This window comes from Aeromonas sp. D3, from assembly GCF_027705025.1.
Classification (GTDB): domain Bacteria; phylum Pseudomonadota; class Gammaproteobacteria; order Enterobacterales; family Aeromonadaceae; genus Aeromonas; species Aeromonas salmonicida.
Genome location: NZ_JAPDBE010000002.1, coordinates 17,407 through 29,984, shown reverse-complemented (window position 1 = coordinate 29,984; position 12,578 = coordinate 17,407). Strand labels below are relative to the sequence as shown.

At 58.8% G+C, this 12,578-nt stretch carries 10 protein-coding genes; 5 read left to right on the top strand and 5 right to left on the bottom strand.

The genetic code is table 11. The features are described 5' to 3' along the window. Positions 1–44 precede the first annotated feature (44 nt). From narQ to OKC28_RS01870, 3 genes are all read left to right on the top strand, one after another. Complete coding sequence (gene narQ, locus OKC28_RS01880; RefSeq protein WP_270686988.1) at positions 45–1,757, top strand: nitrate/nitrite two-component system sensor histidine kinase NarQ; 1,713 nt, start codon at positions 45–47, stop codon at positions 1,755–1,757. Beyond that, positions 1,757–2,395, top strand: a complete 639-nt coding sequence (gene narL, locus OKC28_RS01875) for a two-component system response regulator NarL (protein ID WP_017411638.1) — start codon at positions 1,757–1,759, stop codon at positions 2,393–2,395. The genes narQ and narL overlap by 1 nt, the downstream gene beginning before the upstream one ends. Positions 2,396–2,498: 103 nt before the next feature. Continuing rightward, complete coding sequence (locus tag OKC28_RS01870) at positions 2,499–3,074, top strand: LON peptidase substrate-binding domain-containing protein (protein ID WP_005309859.1); 576 nt, start codon at positions 2,499–2,501, stop codon at positions 3,072–3,074. A 229-nt stretch (positions 3,075–3,303) separates the two neighbouring features. Here the strand turns inward: OKC28_RS01870 and OKC28_RS01865 are convergent, their stop codons facing one another. Next, a complete protein-coding gene (locus OKC28_RS01865) occupies positions 3,304–5,400 on the bottom strand; it encodes a hybrid sensor histidine kinase/response regulator (RefSeq protein WP_234577661.1) in 2,097 nt (698 codons plus the stop codon). Between the two features lie 20 nt (positions 5,401–5,420). After that, positions 5,421–6,605, bottom strand: a complete 1,185-nt coding sequence (locus tag OKC28_RS01860) for an FIST signal transduction protein (protein ID WP_058395001.1) — start codon at positions 6,603–6,605, stop codon at positions 5,421–5,423. Between the two features lie 113 nt (positions 6,606–6,718). Here OKC28_RS01860 and OKC28_RS01855 point away from each other — a divergent pair, with 113 nt between their 5' ends. Beyond that, positions 6,719–7,630 (top strand): gluconeogenesis factor YvcK family protein, encoded by a 912-nt coding sequence (locus OKC28_RS01855; RefSeq protein WP_059168588.1) that lies wholly within the window; start codon positions 6,719–6,721, stop codon positions 7,628–7,630. 51 nt (positions 7,631–7,681) lie between these two features. On the opposite strand, the gene OKC28_RS01850 is transcribed toward OKC28_RS01855, so the two are convergent. From OKC28_RS01850 to lpcA, 3 genes are all read right to left on the bottom strand, one after another. Then, the gene (locus OKC28_RS01850; RefSeq protein WP_005309846.1) at positions 7,682–8,017 is read right to left on the bottom strand and encodes an Hpt domain-containing protein; all 336 of its coding nucleotides are present in this window, start codon (positions 8,015–8,017) and stop codon (positions 7,682–7,684) included. A 320-nt stretch (positions 8,018–8,337) separates the two neighbouring features. Next, a complete protein-coding gene (locus OKC28_RS01845) occupies positions 8,338–9,120 on the bottom strand; it encodes a class II glutamine amidotransferase (RefSeq protein ID WP_234577657.1) in 783 nt (260 codons plus the stop codon). Positions 9,121–9,137: 17 nt separating this feature from the next. Continuing rightward, on the bottom strand, positions 9,138–9,716 hold the full coding sequence (gene lpcA / locus OKC28_RS01840; protein ID WP_005309841.1) for a D-sedoheptulose 7-phosphate isomerase: 579 nt from the start codon (positions 9,714–9,716) through the stop codon (positions 9,138–9,140). Positions 9,717–9,962: 246 nt separating this feature from the next. Between lpcA and fadE the strand changes: the two genes are divergently transcribed. Further along, complete coding sequence (gene fadE, locus OKC28_RS01835; protein ID WP_256688065.1) at positions 9,963–12,419, top strand: acyl-CoA dehydrogenase FadE; 2,457 nt, start codon at positions 9,963–9,965, stop codon at positions 12,417–12,419. Positions 12,420–12,578: the final 159 nt, after the last annotated feature.

Below are 12,578 nucleotides of genomic sequence, written 5' to 3'. Positions count from 1 at the left end.
CAACTTTATGGGGTTATTGCCAGAGGTCGGGGACGCCAGCCAGCATGGGAAAATGGTTCAAAGTACATTCGGTCAGCAGCGCCATCGGGCGTTCCATGGTACTCATTCTGTTCATGGCGAGCCTGATCGCCGTCGTGGCCATGGTGACCCTGTTCTACTCGGTGCCCGATGCCAAGGCGATCAACCTGTCGGGTTCGCTGCGGATGCAGGCCTATCGCATGGCCTACGAAATAGAGCAGGGCCAGCCAGTGCTGGGACGGCTCGATCAGTTCGAACAGACCCTGCATGCACGCGAGCTGCAAGAGACACAGCGCTGGATCACTCCGGCCTCCCTGCGCCGAACCTATGGCGAGGTATTGCTGCAATGGCAGATGATGCGCGAGCACATCGAGAACGCCACCCCCAAACGCTACACCGACAATACGGAACAGTTTGTCGCGGCCATCGATGACTTCGTCAATCAGATGCAGTACCACGTGGAGTTCAAGGTGCGCATGCTGGCATTGGCGGAGGGGCTGGGCCTGCTCTCCATCATCACCATCGCCTGGTTTACCGTCCGCTTTACCCGTCAGCAGGTGGTGGCCCCGCTCAACCAGCTGGTTTATTGCGCCCGCCAGATCCAGCGCCAGGAGTTCGATCTCACCCTGCCTCCCCATTGCGAGAATGAACTGGGAGAATTGTCGGCCGCCTTCGTCACCATGGCAGATGAGCTCGGCAAGCTCTATCGGGAGCTGGAGAGCAAGGTAGAAGAGAAAACGGCCAAGCTGCAACAGGCCAACGACACCCTCTCCTTTCTCTATTCCACCGCCCAGAAGCTGCATGCGGCGCCGCTGAGTCGGCGCACTCTGCTCAAACTGCTGGAGCGGGCCGCAGCCCATCAGCACATAGACCATATCCGGCTGACCCGCTTTGAACACAACGCCATGCCGGACTACATCGCAGGCCGCAAGGGCTGGCCCGGCGATCTCGACTCAGTGGTGAGCTTTCATCTGCAGATGGATGAGCAGGAGTACGGCCGGCTCGACATGATAAGCACTCACCCCATCGACGAGCGGCTGATGAAAAACTTCTCCATGCTGCTGGCTCAAGTGCTGCACAAGGATCAGACCCTGCTGCAACATCAGCGGCTGTTGCTGATGGAAGAGAGAGCCGTCATCGCCCGCGAGCTGCACGACTCGCTGGCCCAGGCGCTCTCCTACCTCAAGATCCAGTCAACTCTGCTCAAACGCTCTTTTGCCAAGGGCGATAACGCCAAGGCAGAGGCGGCCATGCAGCAGATAGACGAGGGACTCAGCAGCGCCTACACCCAGTTGCGCGAGCTGCTGGGCACTTTCCGCCTCAGCATCGGCGATGCCAATCTGGGGGAAGCCATCAAGGTGATGCTGGAGCAGCTCAAGCCTCAGACCCAGGCCGAGATCAGGCTCCATTACGGTCTGGCTGATACGGATCTTGAAGCGGGTCAGCACATTCATATTCTGCAGCTGATCCGTGAGGCAGTGCTCAATGCCATCAAACATGCCAGCGCGCAAGTGATTGATGTTAGCTGTGAGACCCTCGCCGATGGTAACATTCAGGTTCAGATTTCAGATGACGGTGTTGGAATAGGGATCGCAAGCTCGGCGGTCAACCACTATGGCCTCAGCATCATGAATGAGCGTGCCAGCAAGCTGCATGGTCTGCTGACCATCAGCGAACAGCCGCCCAGAGGCACCTGCGTACATCTGACCTTTCCCACCAGCCTAACAAGAGATGCCTGATGGACGAGATGAAATATAGTGTTCTGGTCGTGGATGACCATCCCCTCATGCGCAAAGGGATTGTGCAACTGCTGGCCCTGGAAGAGAACATAGAGGTGATTGGCGAGGCGTCCAACGGCACCGATGCCGTCGCCATGGCCAAAGAGTCCGAACCGGATCTGATCCTGCTCGATCTCAACATGAAGGGGCTCTCCGGTCTGGATACCCTCAAGGCGCTGCGCACCGAGGAAGTCACCTCCCGCGTGGTGATCCTGACCGTCTCCGACGCTCGCCAGGACGTGGTCGCCCTGCTCAAGGCCGGCGCCGATGGTTACCTGCTGAAAGATACCGAGCCAGAGATGTTGCTGGCCCAGCTGGCAGACGTGATGACCGGCAAACAGATCCTGAGCGAGCCGCTGCGTCCCTACCTCGAGAACATCTACGAGCTGGACCACCTGCAACAGAAGCTGGAAAGCTTAACGCGTCGCGAAATGCAAATCCTGCGCGAAATTGCAAAGGGCCTCTCCAACAAACAGGTCGCTTCCGTGCTTCATATCTCCGAAGGCACGGTCAAGGTTCACGTCAAGAGCCTGCTGAAGAAACTCGAGGCGCAAAGCCGCGTGGAAGCGGCTGTCATGTACCTGGAGCAGCGCAACTAACCATCCCCTTCCCCACAAAAAGCCACCATTCGGTGGCTTTTTTCATCCTCTGGCACAGTCGCTGCATTGTCCTATTCAGCAACTACTCAATGGAGGACGGAACATGAAACTTCAACCTTTGGCATTGTTCCCCTTGCCTTCCCACATACTGCCTGGTGGCAAGCTTCCGCTGCGTTTGTTTGAACCGCGCCACCTGCAGATGCTCAAAGAGTCATTCATCAATGACCAGGGGTTCGGCATAGTGATGGAAGAGGCGACCACCACGGGTAAATCCGGGCGGATCCTGCCGGTCGGTACCCGGGTCAAGGTGACCGACTTTTATACCCTGAATGATGGTCTGCTCGGCGTCACTGTGCTCGGCATGGAACGCTTCTGCATTCATGAGATGGAAACGGACGAGATGGGATTGCGCCGTGCCAGGGTCGAAGCCCTGCCGAACTGGCCAAGCGCCCATTCAGACTTCAGTGACAAGCCGCTGGTCACCCGGCTGCGGGAAGTGTTCGAGCAGTATCCCGAGCTCGATGAGCTCTATCCGGACAAGCAGTTTGACGATGCGGCCTGGCTCTGCCAACGCTGGCTCGAGATCCTGCCCATGCCGATCTATGAAAAACAGATGTTGATTGCCAAACAAAATAGCGAAGCGGCTCGTCAATTCTTGCGCCGACTGATCGCACAGTGAGTCAAAGAGTCTTTGCAAAATGCGAATATTCCCACAATGAAAATAACAATTTCGCATTTTGCAAACAGCGGATAGCAATAAAAACAGACAATACCGCTGCAAGCCGCATAAACAGGTTCTGAAAAAGTTGGCACGACTTTTTCATATAGAACAGTACAACCCGATTTATCCCGTGCTTTCTTCAGTATTTGCTGAAGAATTGGTCAACCACCCAGGTTGACCATTTTTTTTACCTGCGAGCCGGCAGTTCGGGATGAAAATAGCGTTGCAGGCACTCTCTCAGCCGCATCAGGCTGATGGGTTTGGCCAGAAAGTCATCCATTCCCTGAGCCAGACAACGAGCCCTGTCTTCGGCCATGGCATTGGCCGTCAAGGCGACGATGGGCATCTTGCAGCCCAGCTCCCGCAGGCGGCGAGTCGCCTCCAGCCCATCCATCTGCGGCATCCGCATGTCCATCAGGATGAGATCCGGCTTTTGCTCCGCCACCTGGGCCAGCGCCTCCAGACCATTGGCCGCCAGCCGCACCCGGGTCACCAGTTTTTGCAGCATGAGCGAGACCACCAGCTGGTTGACCGGGCTGTCTTCCACCACCAGCACATCAAGATCCTGAATGGGCAATTGATCCGGCTCGGGCCGGCTGCTGCACTCGCATGGCAGCGCCATGCCGGGCAGCTCGAACCAGAAGCAACTGCCCTGACCAGGGGCACTCTGCAATCGGATCTCGCCGCCCATCAGCTCCACCAGCCGTTTGCTGATGGCCAGCCCCAGGCCAGTGCCGGAGAAACGGCGGGTCGCCGAGCTGTCGACCTGGGAGAAAGGCTCGAACAGGAGCGCCTGATCTTCGGCCGAGATACCGATGCCGGTGTCGGTGACCGAGACTCGCAGCCGCTCATGGCGCCAACCCAGTTGCAAGGATACGCTGCCCTGACTGGTGAACTTCACCGCATTGCCGAGCAGGTTGCTGATGACCTGTGACAGGCGTACCGGATCCCCCTGTAACTGGGGGGGCACCGCCTCATCCACCAGCCAGCGCAGGATAATCCCCTTGCTACTGGCACGCGCTTGCAGCGGCTCGATCAGGGATTGGCACAGCTGGGTCGGGTGCAGGGTCTCGCAATGAAACTCCAGGGTGTGGGATTCGATTTTCGAGAAGTCGAGCACATCGTCGATGATGGTTTGCAGCAGGCGGGCCGAGTGGGTGGCATGTCCCAGCAGAGTCTGCTGCTGGGGTTCAAGCTGGGCGTGCTGCAACAGGTCCAGCATGCCCAGCACCGCGTTCATGGGGGAACGAATTTCGTGGGTCATCATGGCCAGGAACTGCGACTTGGCGCGGTTGGCTGCCTCAGCCTCATCTCGTGCCCGTGCCAATTCCTGCTCGCGGCGGATCTGGTTGCCCACATCCCGCGCAGTCCCCCGATAGCCGATGAATACACCGGCGGCATCGAAGCAGGGCTCGGCGTTGATCTCCATCCAGCAGGGGCCCTTGACCAGGCTGACCTGGGCCCGTACCGCCCGCACCGGCAGATGCAGCGCGATGAGACGACGGTACTTGCCCCACTCGGGATCCCGTCTGTCATAGGCGTAATCGTAGAGGCTCTGGCCAGGCTGATGCACCAGCACGTCCCCGTGATAGCCGGGCGCCGACACATAGCTGAGCCTGTGCTCCGTGTCCGTCTCCCAGAACCAGTCGGAGGCCATGCCGGCGAAGCTGCGAAAGCGCTGTTCGCTGGTCTGCAATGCCAGGGTCTTGAGTTCAACCTGTTCTTGCAACCGGGCACGATAGGCGATGTTGACCAGGGCTTGGGAGATGAGCGGGCGGCAGCGCTGCATCGCGGCCTTGCTCTTGAGATCGAAGGTACCCATGACGGCGTGACGGCAGATGAGGACACCGGAGAAACCGGGGGCACGCAACCCCGTCATCATGACGCTGGCCCAGCCGGATACGTGGGCCAGCGGCGCCAGCTCAGGCAATTGGGTGGGATCATAGATGACCAGTGTTTCCCCCTCGATGGCACGGGAGAAGAGGGGCGTCAGTTGCCAGTCCCGACCCACTTCGCCATCCTGGGTGCTGAGGTGAGTGACGCCGACATCCCCCTCCCAGGCCACCACGTCTGCATGTTCGAAACCGATGAAGGGCTTGAGCACCTGGATCAGGCTGTCCAGCACCTGCTCCAGGGTCTGGGCATCAGCCAACGTAGCCACGCCACACAGCAGGGTCTGCGACTCCTGGCGATATTTGGCCTCGCGTTCCCGACAACGCACCAGCTCCACCAGCGTGGTCTGCAGCTTGTCCCCGAGGGCTTCCAGTTCGGTATTACCTATCATCTTGTTTCCAGCGCCATATATCAGCTGTCGAGGAAGATCACGCTCGATACCATCAGGTTGCCGTGTGCCAGCTCACCGTGGGGTAAACGCCCCTGCTCACCGAAGGTAAACGGGGTAATGAAGGGGATATCCCCCAGCCGTGTGTGAAATTGGTCGACGAATTGGCATAAGCTATCACCAAGAGCCAAGCGACAACCAGCACAAAAGATCACTAGGGCCCCGAACGGCCGCATCTCTGTGGTCATGCCGTATTCGGGTTCGATGCGGGTCGCGTTCAGACTCCGCTGCAACAGCCCCTCCTGACTGCTGTACATCAGCAGCAATTTCTCCCCGATCTGGGTATCGGTAAAGAGGCGCAAACCGCCCCCTTCTGTCACCGCCTCCGGGTGGGAGAGCTTGTAGTAGGGCATGTCGTCCAGAGTGCCCACCTGACGAGCCAGCGGCGAGAGCGTTGTCTCCCGCAGTATGGGCCCCACAGGCCAGGGCGTGGTTCGTCCAATCCAGCGGGCATAGACCTCGGCGGCAGGCGCATGATCAATGGTGAGGATCTCCCGTCCTGCCAGGGCGGTAATGGTGCCACGATGCTCGGTAGGGACATAGCTGGAGTGGAACTGGAACGCCAGCTGGCACTCAGGATAGAGCACGGCCAGCGCGACGCCCTCGCGGGCACTGCCCTCGTCCCAGCACAGCTGCCAGTCACCACCGACGCTGTTGTCCGCCGCTGAGCCCCCCACGACAGGGACGGTCGTGCCCAGTTCGGCTTCGATGCTGGCAAGCATCGCCTCCTCCTGACCTGGACTGGCGTGCAACAAGATGAGCTGGGGCAATTCACCAGGACGCCCGCCATCGGCGATGGCACTGCGCAGCAACTGGCGCACATCCACGTCATCACCCGCCTGCCCGGCCACCCCGTAGGCACCCTTGTCATCATAGAGAGCCGCCACCGCCAGCCCGAATCCCTGACGAGCGTGGTGCCCTGTCTGGGTCATGACACCGCCGCAGGAGCTGCAACCTATCAGTCGAGTGGTTGGAAACTGCAGTTTGAGGTGGCGACGCAGTTCCTCGGCATCGTGGGCTTGGGTAAAATAGACCAATAACAGCGAAGGGGAATGGGGTGCTTGAGCGAGCAGCCGCTCACTGACCTGCCGCGCAGCCAGCAGGGAGGTCTCTTCAAGAGAGTGAGCCGTCAGAAAGTTCAACACCATCTCCTAGTTGTTCATGATGCTGGAGGTAAGCAAAAATCATACCTTAATCAACCAATTATCCCGTTTCGTCGGCTAGAATGGCCCTCGATTGAGCCCAACCACAGGACAGCTGCATGTGGCAGAAAAATATCAATGACTTTGACCGGGTCGTCGCCATCGGTGGTGGCCACGGCATGGGCCGTGTGCTCTCCTCACTCTCGTTTCTCGGCCAGCGCCTGACCGGCATAGTCGCCACCACGGACGACGGCGGATCCACAGGACGGCTGCGCAAGAGCCAGGAGTGCATCGCCTGGGGAGATCTGCGCAACTGCCTCAATCAACTGGTCACCGATCCCAGTATTGGCAGCCTGCTGTTCGAATACCGCTTCGCCGGCCGCGGCGAGCTGGCGGGCCACAACCTCGGCAATCTGATGCTGCTCGCGCTCGACAACCTCTGCGTACGCCCTCTTGATGCTATCAAGCTCATCAGTGACATGCTGAAAATAGAGTCACAATTGTTACCCATGTCAGAATTTCCCACCGATCTGTGTGCCCACACCGTCTGTGGCAACCAGATCCTGGGAGAGGTCTCCATCGATCAACTCGATACGCCTCCCCTCTCCCTGAGCCTGAGCCCGGAAGTGCCGGCGACCCGCGAGGCGGTGCAAGCCCTGGCTCAGGCCGACATGATCATCCTCGGACCCGGCAGCTTCCTCACCTCCATCATGCCGCCCCTGCTGCTGGCCGAAGTGGCACAAGCCATCAACGAGAGCGATGCCATGCTGGTGTTCATCTGCAATCTGGTGGCCGAAAATGGCCCTGCCAGCCAGTTGAGTCTGCTCAATCAATGGCGCTGGCTGGAATCACGGGTCGGTGCAGGCCGTGTCGATGCCATTCTGGCGCCAGCAGGGGAATATCCTGTCGAGCTTGCCAGCCAGCTGATCCAGGCCGAACTGGGTGAGGCGGACCTCCCCCATCGCCACGATCGACTGAAACTCAAATTGGCGCTGGATAGGGTTATCCAGCAACTGATCAATCAACGCTAGTAACTGGCAAAGACGCGCAGCGATGAACACTGGGGTCACTGCGCAACAAGCTCAGTGATAGTTGGCAAGGTGGGAAAGGACCTGAGGCAGGGATTGCTCCAGCTGGGTCAGCAAGCGGGCAACCTCGTCGGCATCTTCGTGCTTGCAGGCCAGCTCCAGTGCCACCACCTGTTGATAGCTGAGTTGGGCGCCGTAGCTGCCGCAGGACGATTTCATGCTGTGGGCAAGCCGGGCAAGCGCGGGCCAGTCCCGCCGTTCATAGAGAGGCCGAAGCTGGGTGAGCTGCTCACCCACCTCCTCGATGAACACCGAGATCACCACCGGCATCATCTCCTGACCTATATCTTCCGCCAGCTGTCGCAGCACCTTCTGATCCAACCATTCCATCCCTCAGCCCTCTCTGGTGGTATTCAAACAGACCATACTATAGATGCCCGGCGTGACAGCGTCATCCCTCACCCATATTCACTTGCTGACCGGCAAACAGTTGAGAGAAGGAAAGTGTGATCGAGCTCTATTAATTCGGTGAGAGGCAGGCGCTATTGAAATATAAACATTGCCAATAAATTAACAATTAAATAACAATGAAGGCCGTGAGAATGATGCGGCTCAGCAACACCTCTCTCATCCCTTTTTGCCTGTATGGCTGCTGCGAAGAACCAGGGTAGGATTCTACCCTGGTATTTTTTTATATTTAAATCAAATGATTACCGTTCCTGACTGCCGCATACGCGCTCACCCAACCGAAACAGGCTGAACTCGCCGGGCGCCATTTTGACCCAATTTTCATTGCCAGTGAGCGGGCGGGTCGCCACCAGGGTGACCACATCATCCGGAGTTGTCTCGCTCTGAAAATCGATGGCCACATCTTCATCCAGCAGCCGGGCCTCGCCAAACGGAGCACGCCGGGTGAGCCAGTGCAGGTTGTTGCTGCAATAGGTCATCACAAACTCCCCATCCGACAGCAGCATGTTGAATACCCCGAGTCCGCGCAATTCATCGCACAGGGTCGCCAGATAGCGAAACATGGCGGGGAAATTGGCGGGACGCTTGGGATATTTCTGCTCCAGTCGGTTGAGCAACCAGCAAAAAGCATGTTCGCTGTCTGTGTCTCCCACCGGACGGTGCCGCCCGGTTGCAAGTCGCTTGTAGCCAGTCAGCTGGCCATTATGGGCAAAGGTCCAGTAGCGGCCCCACAGTTCACGGGTGAACGGATGGGTGTTTTCCAGCGACACGCAGCCGCGGTTCGCCTGCCGGATATGGCTGACCACGGCGCGACTCTTGATGGGCAACGCCTGTACCAGCTTGGCTATCGGCGACTGGGCACTGGGCTCGGGATCCTTGAAGGTGCGAAACCCCCTCCCCTCATAGAAGGTGATCCCCCAGCCATCCTTGTGTGGCCCCGTCTTGCCGCCGCGCAGCATCAGACCGGTAAAGCTGAAGCAGATATCGGTCGGCACATTGGCACTCATGCCGAGCAGTTCGCACATAACCAGCGGACTCCTTATTACTTGGCCATCTCTTTTTCGACCAACTGGATCAGGATATGAATCACCTTGATGTGCACTTCCTGAATGCGGTCGGCATAACCAAAGTGCGGCACCCGGATCTCGACATCGGCCAGACCCGCCATCTTGCCACCATCCTTGCCGGTCAGCGCTATCACCTTCATGCCCTTGGCATGGGCGGCTTCGATGGCCTTGAGGATGTTGCCCGAGTTGCCACTGGTGGAAATGCCGAGCAAGACGTCACCGCGACGGCCGACCGCTTCCACATAACGGGAGAACACATAGTCGTAGCCAAAGTCGTTGGAGACGCAGGAGAGGTGGCTGGGATCGGAAATGGCAATACCGGCATAGCCTGGACGGTTCTCGCGATAACGGCCCGTCAGCTCCTCGGCAAAATGCATGGCATCGCAGTGGGAGCCACCATTGCCACAGGAGAGCACCTTGCCTTCCTGTTTAAAGGAGTCTGCCAGCAGTTTGGCGGCTGCCTCTATGTTCTTCAGATTCTGCTCATCTGCCAGGAACGCCTGGAGCACGCCAGCAGCTTCGGTCAATTCATTGCGGATCAGTTCTTGGTACATGATGTCTCTTCCAAAATGTGGGCGGCGTCATTGTCGCACAAGCCAATCCAATCGTCGCCCCCCAGCCAGCCAAGATGCCGCCTGCAGGACGTTATGCCGCTCACGGCGTGAAGGTAACGAGCTTGTAAACAGCTTGATAAGTTTGTGCGTATGAATTACAACAGGGGCCATATCCAACAGGTCAGACCTCTGGATCAGTTAATCTACTGCTTAGCCAACTTCGGCAACTCATGCAAGGAGCGAAAAATGACGACGACCCTCACTCTGCTCGGGGTGATCCTGGTGATCGGCGCCATGGCTTATCGCCGGGCGTCTCTGTTCACATCCACGCTTGCCACGGCCGCCGCCCTGGTCGCTGGCACCCTCTATGGCCATGTCCCCCTGCTGGTGTGGGCACTGTTCGCCGTGATTGCCATCCCCCTCAACCTGGTGGATTTTCGCCGCAATCAGCTGACCAAGCCGCTGTTCAAGATCTACAAGTCGATCATGCCGGAGATGTCCCGCACCGAGAAGGAAGCCATCGAAGCCGGGACTACCTGGTGGGAAGCAGACCTGTTCGCCGGCAACCCGAACTGGAAGAAGCTGCACGCCATCCCGGTCAGCGTGCTGTCAGCCGAAGAGCAAGCCTTCATGGATGGCCCGGTTGAAAACGTCTGCCGCATGGTCAACGACTGGGAAGTGACTCACGAGCGGGCCGATCTCTCCCCCGAGGTGTGGCAATACCTGAAGGACAACAAGTTCTTCGCCATGATCATCAAGAAGAAATACGGTGGTCTGGAATTCTCCGCCTATGCCCAGTCCTGTGTACTGCAAAAACTGTGTGGCGCCAGCGCCGTGCTGGCCTCCACAGTAGGCGTCCCCAACTCCCTTGGCCCGGGTGAACTGCTGCAACACTACGGCACCGATGAGCAGAAAGACCACTACCTGCCCCGCCTGGCGGTAGGCAAAGAGATCCCCTGCTTCGCCCTGACCAGCCCGGAAGCGGGTTCCGACGCCGGCTCCATTCCCGACTTCGGCATTATCTGCAAGGGTGAATGGGAAGGGGAAGAGGTGCTTGGCATGCGCCTGACCTGGAACAAGCGCTACATCACGCTCGCCCCTATTGCTACCGTGCTGGGTCTGGCCTTCAAGCTGCGCGACCCGGATCACCTGCTGGGTGACGAAGAGGAGCTGGGCATCACCTGTGCCCTGATCCCGACCCACATCAAGGGGGTCGAGATAGGCCGTCGTCACTTCCCGCTCAACGTGCCGTTCCAGAATGGTCCGACCCGTGGCGACAATGTGTTTGTACCGCTCGACTTCATCATAGGTGGCCCGGCCATGGCCGGTCAGGGCTGGCGCATGCTGGTCGAATGCCTCTCGGTTGGCCGCGGTATCACGTTGCCCTCCAACAGCACGGGCGGCGTCAAGATGCTGGCCCTGGCGACCGGCGCCTACAGCCGCATCCGCCGCCAGTTCAAGCTGCCCATCGGCAAGATGGAAGGCATTGAAGAGCCGCTGGCCCGTCTCGGTGGCAACGCCTACATAATGGGCGCTGCCGCCAACCTGACAGTGACCGGTATCGATCTGGGGGAAAAACCCTCGGTCATCTCCGCCATCGTCAAATACCACCTCACCGACCGTGCCCAGAAGTGCATCATAGATGCCATGGACATCCACGGCGGCAAGGCCATCTGCATGGGCCCGAACAACTATCTGGCCCGTGGCTATCAGGGAGCCCCCATCGCCGTTACGGTGGAAGGGGCCAACATCCTGACCCGCAGCATGATCATCTACGGTCAGGGCGCCATCCGCTGTCACCCCTATGTCCTGCCGGAGATGCTGGCAGCCAGCCATCCGGACAAGGAGCAAGCGCTGAAGGATTTCGACAAGGCCATGTTCAGCCACGTCGGCTTTGCCATCAGCAACCTGGTGCGCAGTTTCTGGCTGGGCTTGACCGGTGCTCGCTTCGCCGCAGCCCCTTACAAGGATCAGACCAAGGGCTATTACCAGCAGCTCTCCCGCCTCTCGGCCAACCTGGCCTTCCTGTCAGACATGGCCATGGGCACCCTGGGCGGCGAGCTCAAGCGCAAGGAGCGTGTCTCCGCTCGCCTGGGCGACGTGTTGAGTCAGCTCTACCTCGCCTCAAGTGCCCTCAAGCGCTATCAGGATGAGGGGCGTCAGCAGGCGGATCTGCCACTGCTGCACTGGGCACTGCAAGATGCGATGTTCAAGGCGCAAGAGGCGATCGACGAGCTGCTGCGCAACTTCCCGAACCGCTGGATTGGCCTTGCGCTGCGCGTCATAGTGCTGCCCCTTGGCCGTGACATGAAGCGCCCGAGCGACAAGCTGGACCAGCAAGTGGCCCGCCTGCTGCAAACGCCGAGCGAGACTCGCAGCCGACTGGCACAGGGTCAATACCTGACCCGCGAAGAGGGCAACCCCTTCGGCTTGCTGGAACAGGCGCTGGATGACGTGCTGGCGGCCGAACCGCTGTTTGACAAAGTATGCAAAGCTGACGGTATCAAGCGTCTGTTTATGCAACTGGACAAGGTGGCGGATGCGGGTCTGGCGCTCGGTGTACTCAACCAGAATGAGGCCGACTTGCTGCGCCGGGCCGAAGAGAGCCGCCTGCGTACCATCAACGTTGATGATTTCGACCCCATCGACTTGGTTGCCAACAAGGCCCTGTTCGAACCATCGACCTATCACAGAGCTGCCTGATACGCAGAAAACGAACCTGACGCCTCCCATGTGGAGGCGTTTTTTATGGACCTGGATCACGATGACAACAAAGAGATTTCACAGATCAAACTTTATTTCTCAATAAGTTTCCTATCCTTAGTGAAGCAGTTAATGTAAGCACAGGATCCCAAACAGGAT

Excerpts from the sequence above, each read along its gene's own strand:
- narQ (WP_270686988.1), top strand. The coding sequence starts at position 45 with ATGGGAAAATGGTTCAAAGTACATTCGGTCAGCAGCGCCATCGGGCGT.
- narL (WP_017411638.1), top strand. The coding sequence starts at position 1,757 with ATGGACGAGATGAAATATAGTGTTCTGGTCGTGGATGACCATCCCCTC.
- OKC28_RS01870 (WP_005309859.1), top strand. The coding sequence starts at position 2,499 with ATGAAACTTCAACCTTTGGCATTGTTCCCCTTGCCTTCCCACATACTG.
- OKC28_RS01865 (WP_234577661.1), bottom strand. The coding sequence starts at position 5,400 with ATGATAGGTAATACCGAACTGGAAGCCCTCGGGGACAAGCTGCAGACC.
- OKC28_RS01860 (WP_058395001.1), bottom strand. The coding sequence starts at position 6,605 with ATGGTGTTGAACTTTCTGACGGCTCACTCTCTTGAAGAGACCTCCCTG.
- OKC28_RS01855 (WP_059168588.1), top strand. The coding sequence starts at position 6,719 with ATGTGGCAGAAAAATATCAATGACTTTGACCGGGTCGTCGCCATCGGT.
- OKC28_RS01850 (WP_005309846.1), bottom strand. The coding sequence starts at position 8,017 with ATGGAATGGTTGGATCAGAAGGTGCTGCGACAGCTGGCGGAAGATATA.
- OKC28_RS01845 (WP_234577657.1), bottom strand. The coding sequence starts at position 9,120 with ATGTGCGAACTGCTCGGCATGAGTGCCAATGTGCCGACCGATATCTGC.
- lpcA (WP_005309841.1), bottom strand. The coding sequence starts at position 9,716 with ATGTACCAAGAACTGATCCGCAATGAATTGACCGAAGCTGCTGGCGTG.
- fadE (WP_256688065.1), top strand. The coding sequence starts at position 9,963 with ATGACGACGACCCTCACTCTGCTCGGGGTGATCCTGGTGATCGGCGCC.